This window comes from Janthinobacterium sp. NFX145 (assembly GCF_049810325.1).
Classification (GTDB): domain Bacteria; phylum Pseudomonadota; class Gammaproteobacteria; order Burkholderiales; family Burkholderiaceae_D; genus Janthinobacterium; species Janthinobacterium rivuli.
This window is the reverse complement of the sequence record NZ_CP187360.1, coordinates 5060310-5082005: the sequence shown is the minus strand read 5'-3', so window position 1 is coordinate 5082005 and position 21696 is coordinate 5060310. Positions and strand designations below refer to the sequence as shown.

Annotated in this window: 20 protein-coding genes; 14 read left to right on the top strand and 6 right to left on the bottom strand. The window is 58.6% G+C overall.

What is annotated here, in order from left to right; all coding sequences use genetic code 11:
- Both ACPJXG_RS22775 and ACPJXG_RS22770 read left to right on the top strand, forming a co-directional pair.
- Positions 1–1047 (top strand): hypothetical protein, encoded by a 1047-nt coding sequence (locus ACPJXG_RS22775; RefSeq protein ID WP_425252429.1) that lies wholly within the window; start codon positions 1–3, stop codon positions 1045–1047.
- Entirely contained in the window at positions 1047–1895 is an 849-nt protein-coding gene (locus ACPJXG_RS22770) for a DNA adenine methylase (RefSeq protein WP_425252428.1), read from the top strand. Before ACPJXG_RS22775 ends, ACPJXG_RS22770 begins: the two co-directional genes overlap by 1 nt.
- A gap of 294 nt (positions 1896–2189) precedes the next feature.
- Here the strand turns inward: ACPJXG_RS22770 and ACPJXG_RS22765 are convergent, their stop codons facing one another.
- Both ACPJXG_RS22765 and ACPJXG_RS22760 read right to left on the bottom strand, forming a co-directional pair.
- Positions 2190–2609 (bottom strand): addiction module antidote protein, encoded by a 420-nt coding sequence (locus ACPJXG_RS22765; protein ID WP_425252427.1) that lies wholly within the window; start codon positions 2607–2609, stop codon positions 2190–2192.
- Between the two features lie 31 nt (positions 2610–2640).
- Positions 2641–2955: a type II toxin-antitoxin system RelE/ParE family toxin gene (locus ACPJXG_RS22760; RefSeq protein ID WP_425252426.1), complete on the bottom strand. Its 315-nt coding sequence runs from the start codon at positions 2953–2955 to the stop codon at positions 2641–2643.
- Between the two features lie 140 nt (positions 2956–3095).
- Here ACPJXG_RS22760 and ACPJXG_RS22755 point away from each other — a divergent pair, with 140 nt between their 5' ends.
- Both ACPJXG_RS22755 and ACPJXG_RS22750 read left to right on the top strand, forming a co-directional pair.
- Positions 3096–3482 (top strand): BPSL0067 family protein, encoded by a 387-nt coding sequence (locus ACPJXG_RS22755; protein ID WP_425252425.1) that lies wholly within the window; start codon positions 3096–3098, stop codon positions 3480–3482.
- A gap of 10 nt (positions 3483–3492) precedes the next feature.
- Positions 3493–3927, top strand: coding sequence for an STY0301 family protein (locus tag ACPJXG_RS22750; protein ID WP_425252424.1), 435 nt, complete (start codon positions 3493–3495; stop codon positions 3925–3927).
- 46 nt (positions 3928–3973) lie between these two features.
- On the opposite strand, the gene ACPJXG_RS22745 is transcribed toward ACPJXG_RS22750, so the two are convergent.
- From ACPJXG_RS22745 to ACPJXG_RS22735, 3 genes are all read right to left on the bottom strand, one after another.
- Positions 3974–4150 (bottom strand): type II toxin-antitoxin system HicB family antitoxin, encoded by a 177-nt coding sequence (locus tag ACPJXG_RS22745; RefSeq protein WP_425252423.1) that lies wholly within the window; start codon positions 4148–4150, stop codon positions 3974–3976.
- 327 nt (positions 4151–4477) lie between these two features.
- Positions 4478–6058 (bottom strand): isocitrate lyase, encoded by a 1581-nt coding sequence (locus ACPJXG_RS22740; protein ID WP_425252422.1) that lies wholly within the window; start codon positions 6056–6058, stop codon positions 4478–4480.
- Between the two features lie 337 nt (positions 6059–6395).
- Positions 6396–7700, bottom strand: coding sequence for an MFS transporter (locus tag ACPJXG_RS22735; protein WP_425252421.1), 1305 nt, complete (start codon positions 7698–7700; stop codon positions 6396–6398).
- Between the two features lie 152 nt (positions 7701–7852).
- Between ACPJXG_RS22735 and ACPJXG_RS22730 the strand changes: the two genes are divergently transcribed.
- Positions 7853–8569: an SDR family oxidoreductase gene (locus ACPJXG_RS22730; RefSeq protein ID WP_425252420.1), complete on the top strand. Its 717-nt coding sequence runs from the start codon at positions 7853–7855 to the stop codon at positions 8567–8569.
- Positions 8570–8572: 3 nt separating this feature from the next.
- Here the strand turns inward: ACPJXG_RS22730 and ACPJXG_RS22725 are convergent, their stop codons facing one another.
- Positions 8573–8851, bottom strand: a complete 279-nt coding sequence (locus ACPJXG_RS22725) for a DUF1993 family protein (RefSeq protein WP_425252419.1) — start codon at positions 8849–8851, stop codon at positions 8573–8575.
- Positions 8852–8985: 134 nt separating this feature from the next.
- On the opposite strand from ACPJXG_RS22725, the gene ACPJXG_RS22720 reads away from it, so the two are divergent.
- The 9 genes from ACPJXG_RS22720 (at position 8986) to ACPJXG_RS22680 (ending at position 21624) form a co-directional block, all read left to right on the top strand.
- A complete protein-coding gene (locus tag ACPJXG_RS22720; RefSeq protein WP_425252418.1) occupies positions 8986–9408 on the top strand; it encodes a hypothetical protein in 423 nt (140 codons plus the stop codon).
- Between the two features lie 73 nt (positions 9409–9481).
- Positions 9482–10438, top strand: a complete 957-nt coding sequence (locus ACPJXG_RS22715; protein WP_425252417.1) for a bifunctional helix-turn-helix transcriptional regulator/GNAT family N-acetyltransferase — start codon at positions 9482–9484, stop codon at positions 10436–10438.
- 93 nt (positions 10439–10531) lie between these two features.
- Entirely contained in the window at positions 10532–11170 is a 639-nt protein-coding gene (locus ACPJXG_RS22710; protein ID WP_230503576.1) for a TetR/AcrR family transcriptional regulator, read from the top strand.
- A gap of 116 nt (positions 11171–11286) precedes the next feature.
- Positions 11287–12081 (top strand): alpha/beta fold hydrolase, encoded by a 795-nt coding sequence (locus ACPJXG_RS22705; RefSeq protein WP_219310989.1) that lies wholly within the window; start codon positions 11287–11289, stop codon positions 12079–12081.
- A 148-nt stretch (positions 12082–12229) separates the two neighbouring features.
- A complete protein-coding gene (locus ACPJXG_RS22700; RefSeq protein WP_425252416.1) occupies positions 12230–14440 on the top strand; it encodes a TonB-dependent receptor in 2211 nt (736 codons plus the stop codon).
- Between the two features lie 84 nt (positions 14441–14524).
- Entirely contained in the window at positions 14525–15520 is a 996-nt protein-coding gene (locus ACPJXG_RS22695; RefSeq protein WP_425252415.1) for an alpha/beta hydrolase family esterase, read from the top strand.
- A gap of 74 nt (positions 15521–15594) precedes the next feature.
- Entirely contained in the window at positions 15595–16458 is an 864-nt protein-coding gene (locus ACPJXG_RS22690; protein WP_425252414.1) for a hypothetical protein, read from the top strand.
- A gap of 81 nt (positions 16459–16539) precedes the next feature.
- Positions 16540–19335, top strand: coding sequence for a type VI secretion system Vgr family protein (locus ACPJXG_RS22685; RefSeq protein WP_425252413.1), 2796 nt, complete (start codon positions 16540–16542; stop codon positions 19333–19335).
- Positions 19336–19353: 18 nt separating this feature from the next.
- Positions 19354–21624, top strand: coding sequence for a T6SS effector phospholipase Tle3 domain-containing protein (locus ACPJXG_RS22680; protein ID WP_425252412.1), 2271 nt, complete (start codon positions 19354–19356; stop codon positions 21622–21624).
- The last annotated feature ends 72 nt before the right edge of the window (positions 21625–21696 follow it).

Here is a 21696-nt window from a genome sequence, read left to right as displayed (position 1 = left end):
GTGAGTCAAAAACAAACAAAATTTTCTGATGGAATAATTGTGGCTGAATCTATTAAGAGTGATAATCCAAATTCGTTATGGAGAGGAAGTTTTGATTTTGGATTAGTTGGAACTAGTTGGGATGCTCGATGCACCGCTATTCTAGGGTGTGATTCTATCCATTTCAAGTCTAGTATCTTAATAAAGCCTTTAACCACAACTTCATCCCCTGTGCTAGAAAATAATCACTCGAAAGTACATAATTTTCTCAATTCAGCAAGTGGTTTGTGTACTGTTCTGGAGGCTGATACAGAGCGTCTGAGCGATGTTTATGAACGTATTCGTTCGCTCTTCTGGGCTGCAATTGGAGAGCAGGAGCGAACTTTCCCTGCATCAATTTTTATTGATGTCTCAACTTGTCCACGTTATTTTAGTTTGGCACTCTTAGGTGAAGCATTTAGATCAGGGCAGGTTGATCAGATTTGCCTCGGTTATTCAGAAGGAAAATATCCGGACGCAAAACCTAGTTACAACGATTTAGAAGAAATATCATTCTCAGATGGTGCATTTCAGTCAATACCTGTTCCGGGTTATTATGGGGAATTTGAGCCCAGCAAGGAAAAGCTCTTTTTTGTTTCATTAGGTTTTGATGGGTGGAAAACATTGAATCTTCTGATTAGAAAGGAGCCTGAGCGAGTTGTCGCTCTATTAGCGAGTCCCGGTGGACATACTGGTTATGTAGAGCGAGCTATGCTTGCAAATGCTGCATTAATCGAACGTTTTCGAATTCCGGATGAATTTATTTTAAAGGCAACATCGGGTGATGCTGTGGAAGCATGGCAGAGGATGACGGAGGCTGGAGTGGAAAAATTTAATGATGAAAATGTTTATTATCTTTGTTCTGGAAATAAACCTCATTCAATAGCTTTTGCCTTGCGTGCCATATCATTAGAGACGCCAACATTACTTTATAATAGCCCAGTAAAATATCTTCCAGTTGAAATAGACTGTAATGGAACATATTGGATGTATTCTATTAGGCCAGCATCTGGGACGGTTTTTGGATAGTGATTAAACCATATTTCAAATGGCCAGGGTCTAAAACTTGGCTTATAAATCGTTTAGCTGATTTCTTACCAAGAGATTTTAAGCGAATAATTGAACCTTTTGCAGGAAGTGCAGCTTTCTTTCTTGGGGGTGAGTGTGAAAAGGCATTGCTGGGAGATACAAATGAACACATTGCATTTTGCTTGTCAGCGGTAAGGGATAATCCTCGAGAGGTTTTAATTCATCTTTCTAGTTTGAAAAATACAATCGATGATTTTAAAAGAGTTAAAAAATTTCAGCCTTCAAATGCAATACAAGCTGCTGCAAGAATTATTTTCTTAACTAATACCTCTTGGGGAGGGCTTTACCGTGAGAACAGACAAGGTGATTTTAATGTTCCTTTTGGTAATAATGGGCGTGACTTTTATTGTCCGGAGAAGATAAGGATTGCCTCGGAGAAACTTCAGGGTGCGGAAATAATTCATGGAAACTTTGATTTAACAATAGAGAAAAGTACTGCTAACGATTTGATTTTTATTGATGCACCCTATGTAACAAGAACTTTTTCTCAGCACTTTGATCGATACCACGCATCTCGTTTTGGATGGGATGAGCAGGTTAAGTTGTCAAATATGTTGAAAGAAAGAAAAATGAGGAACCGAAAGATTTTAATAACATGCGCGGCGAATTCGGAATTATATGAACTTTTCCGTGGGTGGAGTGTTATTGAATTCTCAAAACGCAATTCGATGACTGCGTATAAAACTAACTCAGGAAACCGCACTGAGGCTCTATTATTTAGTCCTGCTTTAAGTTATATGGCAACCGATCTGGAGTCGCGAGAAATGGGGAATATTAAACTATACTGAATATACTCGACCTAATATCCACACACTGGGTCACGTTTGCTATTTAGGCACGGGCTGAGGCATTGGACACCGTAGAAGCCCGCTCAGTCCAGAGCCTGGTTAAAACCACGAGCACACGCCCTTGGTGTGCGAATCTGCCCACACAGTGGTAGATTTCGTCGATTCGAAGAGCGTCGGACCAGTAGGTTCGACCTTTTGACCTCCCCGCTAGGCTATGAACTTATGCCGACAAGCCCCCAATAGGCTTCTACGGCGCCCAAAGCATCAGTCCGTGCCCTAACGGCAGCCCTAGCCCTAGACAGCTGCTGGCTTCGCCACCGCCGACTTGCCCCGCGAGCGCGGTTTCGCAGCCCCCGCTTTTTTGGAAGCGCCACTCACCGCATCCCCCTTCCCAGCCCCAATAACCTCCGCCACCAGCCGCACCCCAAGCGCCCCCAGAACGCGGGTCATGGTCTCCATGCGCGGCTGACTATTCGGGCGAAGCGCCTTGTACAGACTCTCTCGTCCCAATCCCGCCGCCTTGGCGATTTCGCTCATGCCGCGCGCGCGGGCGATATCGCCAATGGCGGCGGCAAATATGGCGGCGTCGTTCGTTGCCAGCGCTTGCGTGATGTAGGCGGCGGCTGCTTCATCGCTGGTGATGTATTCCGCTGGATCGAAGTCTTCCAGATCCAGCCCTTCAAGGTCAGACAATGTGATGTTGTACTCAGTCATGATGCACCTCCTGTATTGCTTCGGATCGCCATTATTTTTTCGGGTCTGCGGCAGACTTCTTCAATTCCTTGACCATCTGCCTGGCCTTCTTGATGTCGGCAGTCTGCGTACTCTTGTTGCCTCCTACGAGCAACACGATCACGTACCCTTCAACTTCAATGAAGTAGACGCGCCAGCCTGGCCCTACATCAATGCGTAGTTCACGGACGCCGCCACCCACCGGCTTCACGTCACCCAAGCCATTTTCCAGCCGGACAATGTGCTGGGCAATGATTGCCCTTGTCTTGTCGTCCTTGATCTGGGACAGCCAGTTGCTGAAGTTCCTGGTTTTCTTGACCGTCTTCATGGAATCATTGTATTCATTCGAATACAGATGTGCAATCAAATTTGCGTAACCCTTATTCCCCCGCAAACCTTGTCCCTCCTCAATCCCCCATAGTTTCCCCCATGTATCGTAAGCCTCTCCCACCAACCCCGGAGAGTCCCATGTCCTACGCCTACAGCAAAGTCGCCGACCTGGAAAAAACCACCATGGTCGGCAACCACCAATGCGTTGCGCTGGTTCGCCTCTACGCGGGAGCGCCTGCCACATCGGCCTGGAAGCAGGGGGCGGCGGTGCTGGGAAATCGGCTGCTGCGCAAGGGCACGGCCATTGCCACGTTTATCAGCGGGAAGTATGCGAATCATCAGCAAGGCAATCACGCAGCCCTGTATATGGGCCAGACCTTGGACGGCATCCTCGTCATGGATCAGTGGTCGGGCAAGCGCCCGGGCATCGAGACTTCGCGAACCTTGCGCTCCAAAGGCCAGTACAAGAATGGCTTGTATGTCGACCCCAGCAACAATGCCGATGCTTTTTTCGTCATCGAATAGCGGAGTGCTCATGCAATATAAACGTTTGTTGAGCGGTGCCGCCTGCTGTATTTTTTCTTTGTTCGCGCAGGGTGCCATGGCCACTTCGCTCGCCTGCCCGGAGAGCGTGCCTGCGACATCGATCAGCTTGAACGCCGTGCCAGCTGGGTGGACACCGTATATCGGCAGCCAGCTCTACTTGAGCGCCGCAGCGCCCATCGATGGCGCCCCGGAGCGCAGGGGGCAGCTGGTACCGAGCGGGGAGCGCAAGAAGAAAGGGCACACGGCGCTCAGCTACCGTCTTGAAGGCCGCTATCCAGACGGTAAATGGTTGCAATGCAGCTACGGCGCGCATGGTGAGGTAACGCTGTCGAGACGCATGGACGACAGTGTCAGCCTTTGCGAATTCACCTATAGGAAGGGCCGCAAGGCTGGGCAGAACGAGATCGATATCGATTGCCGGTAAGTGATTTTGGGATCGGCGCTATCGCCTGGCGCAGATGCAGGCATTCTCACGATTTGCTATCGAGCTTTTCAAGGTCGAGGTGCACCAATACCCAGATGCCACCCGCATGCTCAGGATTTTTCTGCAGGGCTACAATCTTGCTTTGCGTGATATCCACGGGTTCGCCCAGTTCCAGCAGTGTCTCGATGTGGCTGGTGATGGCTGCCCGGACGTTGTTGAGCACGAGTGGACGCCTTGGATGCCGGGGACGTTCACGCCGTACACGCTGGCTGCATCTTTAAAAATGGCAACGGGGAGATGCATGGCCGCTCCCTGTGATTGAGCTGAGCGTGTAGTTCAGCATAGTCCTTGCGAGACTAGGGTTCAAATGCAATAAAGATCGCGGAAGCGGTTTTTGTACTTAACAAGCAACCCGCCAATTCGCGCCAGCGGCCATGCATGTCGGCTTACGCGTTCCGCTAAGCCGACCTACGAAGCTGACATCACGCAACGTTCAGACGCAAAAAGCCCGCCGAAGCGGGCTTTCTCACTCTACAGCCAAGCCAAAAGCTCAGAACTGGTTCATCGTATTGTCTTTACCCGCCGCCTTCAGCGCCGCTTCGCCGCTGAAGTAATCCTTGTGATCGTCGCCGATGTCCGAGCCGGACATGTTTTGATGTTTCACGCAGGCGATGCCCTGGCGGATTTCCTTGCGCTGTACGCCGGCCACGTAGCCCAGCATGCCCTGGTCGCCGAAGTATTCCTTGGCCAGGTTGTCGGTCGACAAGGCTGCCGTGTGGTAAGTCGGCAGGGTGATCAGGTGGTGGAAGATGCCGGCTTCGCGGGCCGAGTCGGCCTGGAAGGTGCGGATTTTCTCGTCGGCGGCGATCGCCAGTTCCGTCTGGTCGTATTCCACGCTCATCAGCTGGGCGCGGTCGTAGGCGGACACGTCCTTGCCTGCCGCTTTCATGCCGTCGAAGATTTGCTGGCGGAAGTTCAGGGTCCAGTTGAACGACGGGCTGTTGTTGTACACCAGCTTGGCGTTCGGGATGACCTTGCGGATTTCGCTGACCATGCCGCCGATTTGCGCGATATGCGGTTTTTCCGTTTCGATCCACAGCAGGTCGGCGCCGTTTTGCAGCGAGGTGATGCAGTCGAGCACGCAACGCTCTTCGCCGGAACCGGCGCGGAACTGGAACAGGTTGCTCGGCAGGCGTTTTGGACGCAGCAGCTTGCCTTCGCGCTTGAGGATGACGTCGCCATTGCCCAGCGCGTCGGCCGACACTTCTTCGCAGTCGAGGAAGGAATTGTATTGGTCGCCCAGGTCGCCTGGTTCATTGGTGACGGCGATCTGCTTGGTCAGGCCGGCGCCCAGGGAGTCCGTGCGGGCGACGATGATGCCGTCGTCCACGCCCAGTTCCAGGAAGGCGTAGCGGATGGCGCGGATCTTGGCCAGGAAGTCTTCGTGCGGCACCGTGACTTTACCGTCCTGGTGACCGCATTGTTTCTCGTCGGACACCTGGTTTTCGATCTGGATGCAGCAGGCGCCCGCTTCGATGAACTGTTTCGCCAGCAAATAGGTGGCTTCGGCATTGCCGAAACCGGCGTCGATGTCGGCGATGATGGGCACGACGTGGGTGACGTGGCCGTCGATCTTGGCCTGGATGGCTTGCTTGGCATCACCTTGGGCAGCGTCCAGCTGGCGGAACAGGCCGCCCAGTTCGCGTGCATCGGCCTGGCGCAGGAAGGTGTACAGCTCACGGATCAGGCTGGTGACGGCGGTCTTCTCGTGCATCGACTGGTCTGGCAGCGGGCCGAACTCGGAGCGCAGGGCGGCGACCATCCAGCCGGACAGGTAGAGGTAGCGGCGGTCGGTGCTGTTGAAGTGCTTCTTGATCGAGATCATCTTCTGTTGACCGATGAAACCATGCCAGCAACCGAGCGACTGGGTGTACTTGGATGGGTCCGCATCGTAGGCGGCCATGTCGTTGCGCATGATCTTCGCCGTGTAGCGGGCGATGTCCAGGCCGGTCTTGAACTTGTTCTGGGCGCGCATGCGGGCGGCGGATTCGGGATTGATGGCGTTCCAGGCGCTGCCTTGTTGGTCTTTCAAACTGGCAACGGCCTTGATGTCGTCTTGATATTGGGACATGTGAATCTCCTAAAAAGAAAAGCAATGTTTGAGAAAATCGCCGAGTGCGCCACAACGTCTTGTCGAAGCAAACTGCATGACTAAATAGTAGGCCGATTGGCGTCGATGTTCAAGTCTTATATAAGACATATAACTTAAATTAAGTCTTTGTTTTACAATGACTTAATTTATATTTTTCATGATATGAAATGAATTTTCAAAAAGTGAGAGAAGTAATTGCTGAGTCCGTCACTCGAAATTTCGCGATGTGAAACGTCTTTTCAGAATTTGGTGCAGCGCGACAAATCAGGGCGAAAAAAAAGCCACCCGAAGGTGGCTTGGCCGGCAGGTGGCGCGTTTATCGTCCCACGGTCTGCCGCTGATCCTTGATGAACAGCGCCGTCAGCATGCCCACCACGCACACGCCGATCACGTAATAGGCGGGGCCCAGCACGTTGTTCTTCAGCATCAGGGTCACGACCACGGGCGTCAGGCCGCCGAAAATCGCGTACGACAAGTTGTAGGAAAACGACAGTCCCGAGAAGCGCACCTGCGCCGGGAACGCTTGCACCAGCACGTAGGGCACGGCGCCGACAACGCCGACGAACAGGCCCGTCATCGCGTACAGGGGCAGCAGCAGGTCGGGGCGGGTGCCGACGGTGGTGTAGAAAATATACGTACTGATGGCCAGCAGCACGGAACCGACGAAGATCACACGCTTGCCGCCCAGGCGGTCGGCCAGCATGCCGGCGATGATGCAGCCGAAGGCCAGGCACAGCGTGGCCACGGTATTGGCGACGAGGGTGGTGCGCGGCGCGATGTGGTGGATCTTTTGCAGCAGGGCAGGTGTCATCAAAATAACGACGACGATGCCGGCCGACAGCATCCACGTCAGCAGCATCGATACGACGACGGCGCCGCGGTGGCTGCGCAGCACGGATTTCAAAGGCATTTCCGTGGCCAGCGCCTTGCGCTGCTGCATTTCCGCAAACACGGGCGTTTCATGCAGCCAGCGGCGCAGATACATGGCGCCGAAACCGAAGATGCCGCCCAGCAGGAATGGATAGCGCCAGGCGCCATCAGTGATTTCTGCTGGCGTATAGACAGTGTTCAAACCCGTCGCAACGAGCGAACCGAGCAGGATGCCGACGGTCAGGCCGGCCGTCAGCACGCCGCAGGCAAAGCCCGTGAAACGGCTCGGTACATGTTCGGAGACAAACACCCAGGCGCCCGGCACTTCACCACCGACGGCCGCGCCCTGGAAGACGCGCATCAACAGCAGCAGCAGCGGGGCGGCCAGGCCGATGGTGGCATACGTCGGCAGCAGGCCAATCAGCAAGGTCGGCACGGCCATCATCAGGATGGAGAGCGTGAACATGCGCTTGCGGCCGAGCAAGTCGCCGAAGTGGGCCATGACGATGCCGCCCAGCGGACGCACCACGTAGCCGGCGGCAAAGATGCCGAAGGTTTGCAGCAAGCGCAGCCATTCCGGCATTTCCGGCGGGAAGAACAACTGGCCGATGGCGTTGGCAAAGAAGACGAAGATGATGAAATCGTAGAATTCCAGCGCGCCGCCGAGGGCGGCCAGCGACAGGGTCTTGTAGTCTTGTTTAGTGAGGGGCCGGCTTGCGGCGTTGATGGCGGCGGTGTTGGAAGTAGGCATGTGTCTCGTTCTTGTGTGTTATCGGAGATTGCCAGACCTAGCATACGCATTTCCGCCGCGTGAGTAAATGCGGGGGATATGGGCAGCAGCCTCAGCTGTGCTTAATACAACGCCGCTATCATCAGCGTTGACTTCATTGGAAAGGACACACAATGCACATCATGATCGTGGGCGCCAGCCGGGGCCTGGGACGCGCGCTGGTGGACGGTTTGCTCGCTGACGGCCATGCCGTCATCGGCGTATCGCGCCAGCGACCTGCCGACTTGCCCGCCAGCCAGGGCGCGCAGCTGCAATGGATAGCGGCGGATCTGGCGGCACCCGCCGAGGCCGTCGAACGCATCGCGCGCGAGGCGCCGGCCGTGCTGGACGCCGTGATCTACAACCTCGGTGTGTGGGAAGAAAAGGCCTTCAGCGATGACTACGCTTTCCTCGGCGATGCGGACGACGCCATCGTCGACATGGTCAATACCAACATCACGGCAACGATATTGCTGCTCAAGCGTCTGGTGCCCCGCTTGCTGACCAGCAACAAGCCGCAGCTGATACTCACGGGGTCGACGTCCGGCTTGCGCCAGAGCGGCCGCCCGGAAGTGACGTTCAGCGCCTCGAAATTCGCCCTGAACGGCATCGCCGACGCCTTGCGCGAAGGTTTCCGTGTACAGGGACTGGCTGTCACGGCGCTGCAGCTGGGCTACCTGAATACCTACGATGGCTTGTCCGTGCCGCTGGCGGACGCCGCCGCGCGGGGCGAGGGCGAGCTGATTCCCGTGCATGACGTCGTCGCCGTCGTGCGCATGCTGCTGAACCTGTCGAATGCCTCGTTCGTGCGCGAACTGGTGATGCCGGCGCTGCGCGACGAGCGTTTTTAGGCTTTACGCCGGAAACAGCGCCCCGGCTTGTCGCATGCTCGCGGGCGTGGCGAGCTGGGGCAGCGCTTGCCGCGTCAGCCGGCACACGGCTTCCTGCGCCTGGGTGCACGTGAATTCCACCTGCCGTGCCAGGGTGTGCATGTCGGGCGCCAGCCGTGATACGAGCAGGTTTTGCGCATCGAAACCCAGCGCCTGGGCGCGTTCTTCACCTTTAGTTAGCAGCGTCGTCAGGGAGCGCAGCATCTGTGCAAAGCAGGGGATGGTGATGGCGTAGACCGACATGGATTTCCTCAAGTAAGATGGCGAGAGCAATACCGGCATTATGCCCGTGCCAGCCGTGTTTCAGCGTGCCGCTTGAACATGCTACAGTCCGCCATTGCCGCAAGCCCATTGCGGCGCTCCCTGGATCAAGATTGATGCCTACCTGGACTTCCCCGCCCCAACTCGTCGCCCTGGCTGCCTTCTATGCGCAAGCGCAAGCCCATCCGGAAACGCTCAGTGATGCTGTCTTCCTGGAAAATGTGAAAAGCGCCCACTGGCCCACCAATTGCTGGAGTTACGTGGAAGCATCGTTCGCCATCATCGCGCCTGCCTGTCTGCTGCGTCCGCATCTGACCGCCGAGCTGATCGCCATGCCCATCGACGCCATGATCGCGGGCGGCCTGGAGGATGCAGGGCAAGTCATCGCAATCGGCCTGGCCTGCGCCACGCGCGACGTGCCGTATGTGGCGCCAAGCGAGGAGGGTAAGCGCTGGCTGACGCAGATGTGGCCGGGATTGGGGGAGATGGTCGACGCCGTGTTTCAGGCCAGGTTGCGGGAGGCGCTGGCGGAAGACTAAGCAAGCTGAGGCTTGACCTGGAAAGCTGGTTTGCGTTAGGGTGTACGTAACTACTTACATATATCCCGATCTCATGTCCTCCAACTTGCAAACCTACGGCTCCCTGATGCTGGCCAGCCGCCTGCGTCGTCTTTCCGATCAACTGTATGCCGGCGTCGATACCAGCTATGTGGCGGCCGGCGTCGAGCTGACGTCGCGCTGTTTCCCCTTGTTATTGCTGCTGCGCGACAACGGCCCCACGGCGATCACGGCCCTGGCCGCGCAGATCGGGCAGACGCATCCTGTGGTGGTCCAGCTGGGGCGCAAGCTGCTCGATGCGAGTATGGTGGTGGAGATGCCGGACGCCAAGGATGAGCGTCGCCGTCTGCTGGCGCTGTCCGACGCGGGGCAAGCCTTGCTGCGCGACATGGCGCCCCTGTGGGACGACGTGCGCGCGGCCGTCGATACGGTGTTCGAACACGGTACGCCGCAACTGCTGGCCAGTTTGGACCGGGCCGAAGCGCGCTTGCAGGCGCAAGGTTTCGGCGAGACGATCGCCGCCTGCCGGCGCCAGCGCGAGCAGGCTGCCGTGGAGATCATCGATTACGCCGCGCAATATGCACCCGACTTCAAGCGTTTGAATATCGCCTGGCTGGAACGCTATTTCTATGTCGAGGAACTGGACGACAAGGTGTTGTCCGATCCGCAAAGCTCGATCCTCGACGCTGGCGGGCAGATTTTCCTCGCGCGCCTGGACGGCAAGATCGTTGGCACCTGCGCCCTGATCCGCGCCGGCGACGCCAGCATCGAGTTGTCGAAGATGGCCGTCACACCCGAATGCCAGGGCCTGGGCATCGCGCGCCGGCTGATCGAACGGGCCTTCGATGCATTCGAAGCCAGCGGCGCGCAACTGCTGTTCCTGGAGTCGAACAGCAAGCTGGCGCCCGCCATCCGCCTGTATGAAAGCAGCGGCTTTGCCCACGTGGCGCGGCCGGCCGGCGACGCGCATTATCAGCGCGCCGACGTCTACATGGAATGGCAGGGCAGGTAGCACATTTGAACGCACCTATCGGCTGTCTCCCGCGTTACAATACGCGCACCCATAACGGAACTTAGGTTCCACTATTCGAGACGCCGACTCCGCATGCCTTCCTTTCCGATGCCCTTCCCGCAGATGATCGTTCCCCCGGAACCCACCCAGGCGCGCAGCAAGCAAGCGTTCGAGCGCCTGCTGCAGGTCGGTGAACAGTTGCTGGCGGAAAACCGTTTCGATGAAATCGGTGTGGCCGACCTGGCCAGGCTGGCGGAAACCTCGGTGGGCACGTTTTACCGTTTGTTGGGCGACAAGGATACGTTGAGCCGCTTGCTGCTGCAGCGCTTTTTTTCCGACATGGTGGAAAAGGTCGAGACCCTGACGGAGCTGCGCCAGTGGGAAGGGCGCAGCCTGGAAGACTTCATCCGCGCCATGGTGGCCATGTTCGTGGCCGTGAATGGCGGGCGCAGCGGCGTCTTGCGGGCCTTGATCACGCGCGCGTCGCAGGATGCGCAATTTCGCGACAGGGTGCACCAGATCAATCATTTGATCTCGCAACGCACGGTGGCCGTGCTGGCCAGCAAGTCGTCGAGCATTCGCCACCCGAATCCCACGCAGGCGATGATGGTGGTGCCACCCGTGCTGCTGGGCATCCTCAACCAGCACACCCTGACGGGTTCGCTGTCCTTTTTGTCGGGCGCCGCGCTCGAGGATGAACTGGTGCGTGTTGCTTTAAATTACCTGACTTGAACTATTTAGCGATTTAACTTGAAATCGGAATTCTGATTCCGTATTATGTTTTCCAACAGCAGGAAAACATATTCCTGCACCTGAACACAAAGCATGTTCAACAGCAAGGAGACAGAATGCGGCGTCACACGACATCCGATGTTCCATTGCATTACCTCGACCTCGGCAAGCAGCAGGGCGAGCCCGTGTTTCTGTTGCACGGCCTCGGCTCCTGCGCCGAAGACTGGCGCCCGCAGATCGACGCTCTCGGCAGCAGCTATCGCCTGATCGTGCCCGACCTGCGCGGCCATGGCGCCAGTCCCGCGCCCAACGGCGACTGGCAGATCGGCGACTTTGCCAACGACCTCTTCAATTTGATGGACCAGCTCGACGTGCCGCGCGCGCACATCGTCGGCTTTTCCCTGGGTGGCATGGTGGGCCTGGAAATGGCCAACCGCGCGCCGGGCAGGGTGGCCAGCTTGTGCCTGATCAATTCCCAGCCATTCCAGGGCAGCAAACCGGCCGCGCTGCTGTTTGCCTACTGGCTGCGCCGCACCGTGATCGCCACCTTCGGCCTGAAAGCCATGGGCAAGATCATCGGCAAGAAACTGTTTCCCGATCCTGCCCAGCAAGCGCTCGTCGAGCGCTTCGCCACGCAGATGGCGGGCATGGACAAGCGCGCCTATCTGGCCGCGCTGGACGCCATTTTCCACTGGGATATCGATATTCACTTCCAGGCCCTGGCCATGCCCGTCCTCATCATGGCGGCCGACCAGGATTACACGCCCGTCGCCAGCAAGCGGGCCTTTGCCGCACAGTTTCAGCAGTGCGAGATCGAGATCATCGCGAACTCGCGCCATGCCACGCCTCTGGACCAGGCGCAGCGTGTGAATACCTTGTTGCAGTCCTTCCTTACCATAAATTCAAAATAAACAGGCCACTCGCCGCACGGGCCGAGGGCCGGGAAACAGTCATCGCAGGGCAGGTGCTCGCATTGCGCGCGCCGGTACCGTGACGTCTTGCGATTCTGTAAACCGGCCGTCTTCCCTGGCGGTCAGCAAGCCTGACATTGGAGACGCTATGAAACTTGCTTTGAAATTGATGCCCGCCGCCCTCGCCGTTGCCGGCGCCTTTGCCACCCAGGCCCAGGCGCAGGAAGCCAACCCCGCTGCTGTCAACGCCGCCACTGCGCAGGAAGCCAGCGAGGCGAAAGAACGCATGGAAACCGTGACGGTCTCTGCCCGCCGCCGCGATGAGCGCCTGCAGGACGTGCCGCTGGCCGTCACGGCGTTTTCCGCCAAGGCCCTGGAACGGGCGAATATCCAGAACCTGGCCGACTTGCAGGAGCGCGTGCCGAACCTGACCGTGTACGCCTCGCGCGGCACGAATACCACCCTGACGGCGTTTATCCGCGGCGTGGGCCAGGCTGACCCCGTCTGGGGCGTGGACCCGGGCGTGGGCATTTATTTTGACGATGTCTACATGGCCAGGCCGCAAGGCGCCCTGCTCGACGTGTTTGACGTGCAACGCATCGAAGTGCTGCGCGGCCCGCAAGGCACCCTGTACGGCAAGAACACCATCGGCGGCGCCATCAAATACATTTCGCGCCCCTTGGCGAAGGAAAACGGCGCGTCGGCGGAAGTGGGTATCGGCAACTACAAGCAGCGCAACTTCAAGGCCGCCTTCAATCTGGCCAACGAGAGCGGCACTTGGCGCGCGCGCCTGGCCGCCGCCAAGCTGGACCGCGACGGTTTCGGCCGCAACACGTTTAATGGCGAACAGGTCAGCGACCAGGACAGCACGGCCGCGCGCCTGTCCGTCGGCTACTTTCCGCAAGACATCCCCTTGACCGTCGTGCTGAGCCTGGACGCCACGGACGACAAGTCCGGCGTGCGCGGTTTCCAGCGCATGGGCGTGAGCGCCTTCGACCCGCTCAAGCGGCCCGCCAGCACGGATGCGTATGACATCCAGAGCGGCATGCCGGGCAACAATTTCACGCACAACCGGGGCGGCTCGCTGGTGGCCAATTACACCTTGTCGAATGACTGGTCTGTCAAAGTGATCGGCGCCAAGCGGCGCAGCACGTCCGAGCAAACCATCGACTTCGACGGCTTGCCGCAGCCCATCGCCGACGTGTTCGGCGACTCGCGCGACGAGCAGAAAAGCCTGGAATTGCAGGCGTCATACAGCGGCGACTACGGCGCCGGCGTGGTCGGCCTGTACCGCTTCGAAGGCACGGCCGGCGGCGGCATCTACAACAACTTCCTGGGGCGCCAGTTCACGGCCGCCGTCAGTACGGTGGAGACGGACAGCACGGCGCTGTACACGGACTGGACCTGGCCGCTGGGCAAGGTGTGGAGCATCAATGCGGGCTTGCGCCACACGCGCGAGGAAAAGCGCGCCATCGTGCTGAACCGTGCTTTTGCCGACGTGGGCTTTACGCGGCCCATCCAGACGGCGGCCGACTTCGACAAGTCCTTGTCGGTCAGCAACACCTCGCCGAAACTGTCGGTGCGCTACGAAGCGTCGAAGACGACGAATTTCTACAGCAACCTGTCGCGCGGTTTCAAGTCGGGCGGCTACAACGTACGTGCCAACAACCTGGTGGTGCCGGACTCGGCGCGGCCATACAAGGATGAAAAACTCGACGCGCTGGAAGTGGGCATGAAGTACGCGGCGCCGGACGACACGTTCGACGCCAACGTGGCCCTGTTTTACAACCGCTACAAGGATATCCAGTTGTCGGTGTTCACCAGCTACGTGCAGCCGGGCGGCGTGCCGGGCTTCTATGGCGACTTCACGAACGCGGGCAAGGCAACCGTGAAAGGGGCCGAGTTCGAATTTTCGTGGCGGCCCAACCGCCAGTGGGAAGTCAACGGCTTCCTCGCCTTGCTCAATGCCCATTATGACGAGTTCATGAGCGGCGGCAAGAACATTGCGGATACGCAAAAGTTCAGCAATACGCCAGCCCGGCAAGTGGGCTTGAACCTGACGCGCACGGACCGCGACGTGTTCGGCGGCGCCTTGCGCAGCATGGTCGGCTATGGCTACCGCAGCAAGGTCTACCCGACCACGGACTTGAGCGAAACCCTGGCGCAGGGCGGCTACAGCATCTGGACGGCCGGCGTCGTGTGGGAAGCGCCGAAGAACTGGACCTTCAGTCTGCATGGCAGCAACCTGGGTAACAAACGCTACCGCACGGATGGCTACAACATTCCTGCCGTGTTCATCCTCGACGGTTTCTACGGCCCGCCGCGCCAGATCATCGCCAAGGCCGGCTACAAGTTCTAAAAGGTTGTTGAAGTGCCAGCCTGGTTAGCGCCAGGCTGGTTTGTTGTCGCTGTTTTCGTCCTTAATAACAATCAGGAGACTGGCATGGCACATCTGCATCAGCAACTGCGTCACTTCTTATCTGCACTCATCGCCGCCTGCGGCTTGCTGGCCGCACTGCCGGCCTTTGCTGGACAGTGGGACTTCGGCCTGTACGCGAGTCTGTGGGGATCGCGTGAATACCAGGTCTGGCTACCGAGCAATTACAATCCGAATACGCCGTTGCCCGTCGTGCTGATGCTGCACGGCTGCGGTTCCGAGCCCAACAGCATGGCCGCCGTCAGCCGCTACAACCAGCTGGCCGACAGCGAAAACTTCATCGTCGTCTATCCGCGCCAGAACGCCACGGCCAACCCCATGCGCTGCTGGAATTTCATGTTGCCGCTGAACCAGGAACGGGGCACGGGTGAGCCTGCTGTGCTGATGGGCATCTTGAACAAGGTCAAGAGCAAGTACGCGGTGCAGGACAGCCGCGTGTATGTGACGGGCATCTCGGCCGGTGGCGCCATGGCCTCCATCATGGCCGCCTGCTATTCCGACGTGTTCGCCGCCGTGATGGTGCATTCGGGTGGCATGTACAAGGGCGCCATCGGCATGCTGACGGCCGCCGATTCCCTGTTCAACGGCAGCTCGTTCGACCCGAAAGTGCGCGGCAAGGATGCCTGGCGCTGCTCCGGCTCGCCGCGCCGGCTGATGCCGACGATGGTGTTTCACGGCACGTCCGACATCGTCGTCAACCCCGTCAACGGCGAGCAAACCATCGAGCAATTCCTGCAGACCAACGACTATGGCGACGATGGCCTCGACAATGACAGCGTGCGCTACCGTGCCGACAGCATCGTGCGCCAGACGGTGCCGTACGGCCGCAGTTACTCCATCGACACCTACCTGCACAACGGCGCCGTCATCGCGCAAAAGTACACGGTCGAGGGCATGAACCATGCGTGGAGCGGGGGCCCTCCCGGCTGGCCATTCAGCGATGAGCTGGGCCCGGACGCCACCGTGATCAGCTGGAATTTCTTCAAGCATTACCAGCGCTGATGCTTTGGGAAACTTGCAGCTTGTACAATGGGGCGCAGCGATTGCGCCCCATTTTTTAGCCCGTGAAAGATTTCATGTCTGCTTGCCGCCTGTTGTCCTGTCTTGCCGCCGTACTGCTGTCCGCTTGCGCCAGCGCCGGGCCGCCCGCGCCATCGGCGGCCGACGCGCAAGCGTTCGAGCATGCCGCCCAGCAAGACAGCATGCGCAGCGAGTGCGACTGGAACGTGCGCTATGCTCCCGTCGCGCCACAGGAAGCCAGCGTGGCGCAACTGCAAGCCATCGCCACGGCGCGCCTGGCGGCCCTGCAACTGGCGCCCGCCTGGACCCTGGCCATGCCCGGCAGCGCGGCGCACGCTTTCACGGACTCGGCGCAAGACCGTGCCGGGCTGCAATTGTTGCTCAGTATCGTCTTGCCGGCCATGGAGCGCTACCCGGCTGGCGTCTTCGCGCGCACGGGCTTGCGCCACGTCGTGCTGGTGAAAGACTTGAGCGTGGACGGCCAGCGCCGCCTGGCCATGCCGGCGCCGGAAATCGACAGCGTCGTCTACGCTGACAACCTGCTGGCCGCCCTGTGTCCATCCGGCATGGAGCTGCGCGTGCACCACGAGTATTACCACTTCATTGAATTCCGCCTGTTCAACGACTTCTATTACCGCGACCCCGCCTGGCTGGCCCTGAACCCGCCCGGCACGGCTTACGGCCAGGGCGGTGCCACGGCCTATGGCAAGGGTTTCCAGAACCTGGGCCACCCGCAGCCGGGACTGGTCAGCCTGTACGCGGCCTACGGCCCCGAGGAAGACAAGGCGGAAGTGTTCGGCTGGATGATGGCGCCTGCGTATGCGCTGCGGCTGGAGCAGTGGACGGCGTTTGATCCCGCCTTGTTGGCGAAGCGGCAATTGTTGAGGGATGTATTGAGCAGCAAGACAGCCTCTTACTAAATATCAAGTATTTCCCTGCCATCCCATGGCATTGTCGGTTCTCCAGCTTGATTCGATGCAAGTGCGAACGAGGAGAATGCCATGGACGGTGACGAGTCGATATCGGGTGCCGAGCGACCGCTGCGCCTGCGCCTGGGTGTTTCGCCCAAGGTGCCTGCCGGCGTGCTGATACCGCAGCGTATCGCCGGCAGCGAGGCCATCTGTGGCGGCATCGAATACCGCATCTTGTGTGTCTCGACGCATGCCGACTTGCCGCTGAGTAGTTTGATTGCCTTGCCCGCGGCTATCGATATCGTCACCGACCAGGGCCAGCTGCGCAGTATCTGTGGCATCGTCACGCAAGCCAGTGCTGGCGACAGCGATGGCGCGCTGGCCAGCTACCAGCTGGTGCTGACGGACGCCTTCGCCATCATGGAAAAGCGCTGCAATACGCGCGTCTTCCGGCGCCTGACGGATATCGAGATCGTCAAGACCTTGCTCGATGAATGGATACGCAGCAATACCGTGCTGGCGCACGCCTTCCAGTATGCGTTTGCCGATTTCTTTGAGGCGCAAACGTATCCGCAGCGCGAATTTGTCATGCAACACAATGAGTCCGATGCGGCCTTCGTGCGGCGCCTGCTCAAGCGCAATGGCGTCGCCTGGTTTTTTCGTGCCGAGGGCAATACGGATGCACATGCCGAGCCGGCGCATACCCTGGTGCTGTTCAACCATGCCGATGGCTTGTGGAAAAACATGGCCGATACCGTGCGCTATCACGCGGACCGCGCGACGGAACAGCGTGACACCTTGACGTCGTGGAGCGAAGTGCGCAAGCTGCAGGCGGGCAAGGTGACGCGCCATAGCTGGAATGAAGAACATCCGCGCGCGCGGCCGTTCATGACCGCCGATGCCCTGGGACGGGGGACGCAGGGCATGCATGGTAATGCGATTGCCGCCACGCTCGATGATTACCGCGTGCTCCCGCCGCGTGCGGGCAACGATCATGAGGCCTTGTGCCAGCTGGGCATGCTGGCCATGCAGCAGCACGATTACGAGAGCCATTGCTTTCACGCCGAAGGCAGCGTACGCGACCTGTGCCCTGGGGAGTACTTCAGCCTGGCCGAGCACCCGGACATCGACGCCTTGCCAGTGGACGAACGCGACTTTGTCGTCACATCGCTGCAGGTGGCGGCGCAAAATAATTTACCCAGGGAGCTTGCCGCCAGGGTGGCCCGCCTGTTTGCGCGCAACCATTGGCTGGCCGACGACGCCTCGCTGCCGCAGCGCGAACTGGCGTCGGCGGTGGACGAGGGTCCCTTGCGCATGCATATTGCACTGACCGCCGTGCGGCGCGGCGTGCCCATCGTTCCAGCCTATGACGCGCGCATCGACCTGCCGCCAGTTCCCATGCAAAGTGCCGTGGTGGTGGGGCCGGCGAATGAGGAAGTCCATTGCGACGCTATGGGCAGAGTCAAGGTGCGCTTTCCCGCCACGCGCAAGCTGGACCACGAGCATGCAGGCGGCACGGGCGCCTCCGACACGGATGCCGATTCGGCCTGGGTGCGGGTCGCGTCGAGCTGGGCGGGAAACGGTCACGGCAGCATGCAGCAATGCGGCTATCTGGGCTTGCCCCGCGTGGGCAGCGAAGTCCTGCTGGCCTTTCTCGGGGGCGACCCGGACCGGCCCATCATCGTGGGACAGTTGTACAACCACAATGCGCAGCCGATTGCCCTGAGCAAGGCAGGCGACTTGCCCGGTAACCGCTATTTGTCAGGCATCAAGAGCCGCGAAATCAAGGGTACGCGTGGCAATCAGCTGCGTTTTGATGATGTGCACGGGCAAATCAATGCCCAGCTTGCCAGCGATCATGGTTCCACCCAGCTCAATCTGGGCTGGCTGACGCAGGACCGGCGCAACGGCCAGGGCGATGCGCGCGGCGAGGGCGCCGAGCTGCGCACCGATGAGCAGCTGGCCATGCGGGCGGGCAAGGGCATGCTGATTTCAGCCTGGAAGCGCCTGAATGGCGAGGGTAGCCACATGGCGCGCAGCGAATATCTGGGCCTGATGGAAAACTGCCTGGAATTGTTTCGCTCGCTGGGCAGCTACGCGGCCACGCATCAGGCACTGGAGCAGGAAGACCAGGCGCAGCAGGAATTGCAGCACAGCTTGAAAGGCTGGGAGGGCGGCAGCAATACGCAGCCCCGTGCCGAACTAGGCGGTGCGGCGGCGATTGCCGTGACGGCGCCCGCCGGCATCAGCTTTGCCAGTTCGAAGGCCATCGTCAGCTATGCCGTCAGTAATATCGATACGGTGGCGCAGCAGCACTTGCAAGCTGTGGCGGGCCAGCGCTACAGCGTGAACGCGGGCAAGGGCATCTCGCTGTTTTCCCATGCGGATGGCATCCGCGCCATCGCCCACCATGGCAAGTTCCTGCTGCAAAGCCAGCATGACGACATGGAACTCAATGCATCGAAAAACCTGAAGCTCACCGCCAGCGAAGGCAAGCTGACAGGCATGGCCGATGAAATCGTGTTGATTTCCAAACATGGCGCTTTCATCCGTATCGCCAACGGCATCACCTTTGGCAGCAAGTCGCCGCTGCAGTTCAATGCGCCCAACTTCGTCTTCAACGACCCGCAAAGCATGGAGGTGCAATTGCCAAGCTTTGCCGAGGGCAAGGCCGACCAGCAATTCATCTTTCAATATGAAGGCGACGACAGCGCCGTCGATGGCGTGCGGCAACAACCGCAGTTGGCACCGCAGGCGCACTTCGCTGTGAAGCTGGGCGATGGCTCGTCGGCCGATGGGCGCAGCGATGGAGGCGGCAAGACGGACGTGCTGGAGCGCGCAGCGATGCACCTGGCCGCCATCGAAGTGTTCAACAACAAGGATTGACGACGCCAGGAGAGTGCGATGGGCAGCTATCCGAAAGTACCGTACGTGGTGGGCGAGGAAGTGGCGCTCCTGCATTGCGAACGCAGCGTGTGCAAGAAGGTCAAGATACGCCGCAATTTGCCGGGCAATATCATCGTCATCCATGGCGTCAATGATGTTGGCGTCAGCTACAAGGCGGTAGAGGACGGCTTGTGTACCGGCCTCGCTGCCAGGCTGGGCCGTTCATTTACGCCTGCCACCTACCGCATGCCCGTGGCGGCGGACAAGGACAAGCTGGAAGACGATCCCGACGCCGTCTTCTTCAAGCGTACGATCGCCAAGGACACCAACAGCCCCGTGATTCCGTTTTACTGGGGCTACCGTGAAGTGGGAGTGAAATGCAAAACGATCAACGGCCAATTCGTTGACCGCTACGGCAACCGTCTCGACAAGGACTTGTCCAAGGAAGGCGGCCCCTTCGGTAACGCTACCAGCAATTTGCCCGACATGTGGCGTCCGGGAATCTATGCGCCAGTCGATCCCATGGGCGATGCCTTGCGTCCATTGAGGACTGCACCCGGGCGCATGTACATGGTGCTGGCGGCCCAGCGCCTGGCCGCACTGATTTCCATGATCCGCGATTACGATGCGGATGATACCGTCAGCATCGTCGCGCACAGCCAGGGCTGTCTGCTGTCGCTGCTGGCGCAAGCGATGCTGATGGAAAAGGGCTTGGCGCCGGCCGACAATTTGATACTCACGCATCCGCCTTACAGCCTGGTGGACAGTCTGCCTCTGTTGATGCGCGGAGCCGCCTGGTTCGATGGCGGCGAAGATGCAGCGATGAAGCCCTATTACCATTTGCTCAGTGGCGCGCAGACGCTGGGTGCGCGCCTGAAGACCTTGGTGAATATCGTGGCCGGTGTGGCGAAAGGCAACGGCCAGGCTTGCCAGCCGCCGTTTGTCGACTTGAAAAAGGATGAGCATCGCGGCATGGTTGGCAGCCGTTGGCAGAGTGCAGAGGACCGCGATAACCGCCGCAAGGTTTATCTATATTTCTGCCCGGAAGACATGACGGTGGCACTGGATAACATCCAGGGAATAGGCTGGGATGGCGTGCCCGATTATGCATCTGGAAGCGAATTGGTTGAAGAAGAGGAGACATCCAGTCTTGATGGGTACAGTGTCTCATCCGGGCACACCAAGATAGTGGAACATAAAAAGGTGCGCAGCGCGCTGGCGGAACTGGGCGGCAGGTTTTATCAGCGGGTATTCAGCAACAAGACCAGACTGGATCCGGCTACGGGAAAAACCACGGCGTCGTTGGTTGGCAAGCCGCCGCCTTTTGATTTTCCATTAAGGCTCATGACAGAAAGCGAACAGTCCCATGTGGAGCTTTCCTTGCGTAGTCATCGTGCACAACACAATGCGGTGGTTTGGCCTGTCAATACCAGGTTGAGCAAAGTGGAACAACGTAATGGCGTACGCACCATCAATGGGGAAGCGTTGAAACAGCCGGTGTTGGCTGATTTGCGTGGCACTTCGCAAATCGATTCGCCCAATATTCCCAAAACTTCCATGATGCGAAACCGTAAACCTGAAGATCAGGGACCTGTGGAAGAAGTCGATCCCTGCGATGCGTCAGTGGCACTTACCAGCGGAAGCGGCCTGCATACAAGCGCCGAGGATCGCCCGGATCCGGCTGGCTATCGCCGCTTTCCAGAACGCGATGAGGCCATACGCGGGGCCGAATTGGCCTTGATGACGACTGCTTATAACAAGGAAAAGAAACTCGATGGCAAAGAGCCACTCGATCAACGCAAGGTCATTGCCGCTACACGCTACACGGAAGGAAATGTCTTGGCGACCATCCAGGAAAGCCCGAATGAAGCACGCTTGCGCTGGCAGCGGGAGGTCAGTGCCAAGTCTTTTCATAGCTCCATTATCGGTAGTGCGAAGAATCATAGCCAAGTGACCGCATATGACGTGGCGATTGGCAGCGGCAAGGCTAGTTCGGATCCGCAGTTCTACGCGTATTTATGTGCGGTGGCGGATTGGCGGGTGAAGGACTTAAAGAGCAACGAAAAAGGGCGCAATGGGATACGGATAAAAGAAAAATTCGTATTGGAGTTTGCGCCATATTTATCCGTCGAGCCTGCCTGGAGAAGTGCCGTGATCAATGGCACCATTGACTATTACAACACTGGAGTTTTGCCTGCAGGATTACCCTTGCTATCAGGGCCATTGTGGAAAATTGTAGTGTCACAAACAAAAAACACAAAAATAGTGACCGAAAAAAAAGCAAAATAAATGGATTTTATAGCCCCGTCGGTAATAATTTTCTTCCGACTATTCCTTCGAAACTGCAGGCCGAAAGGTGAT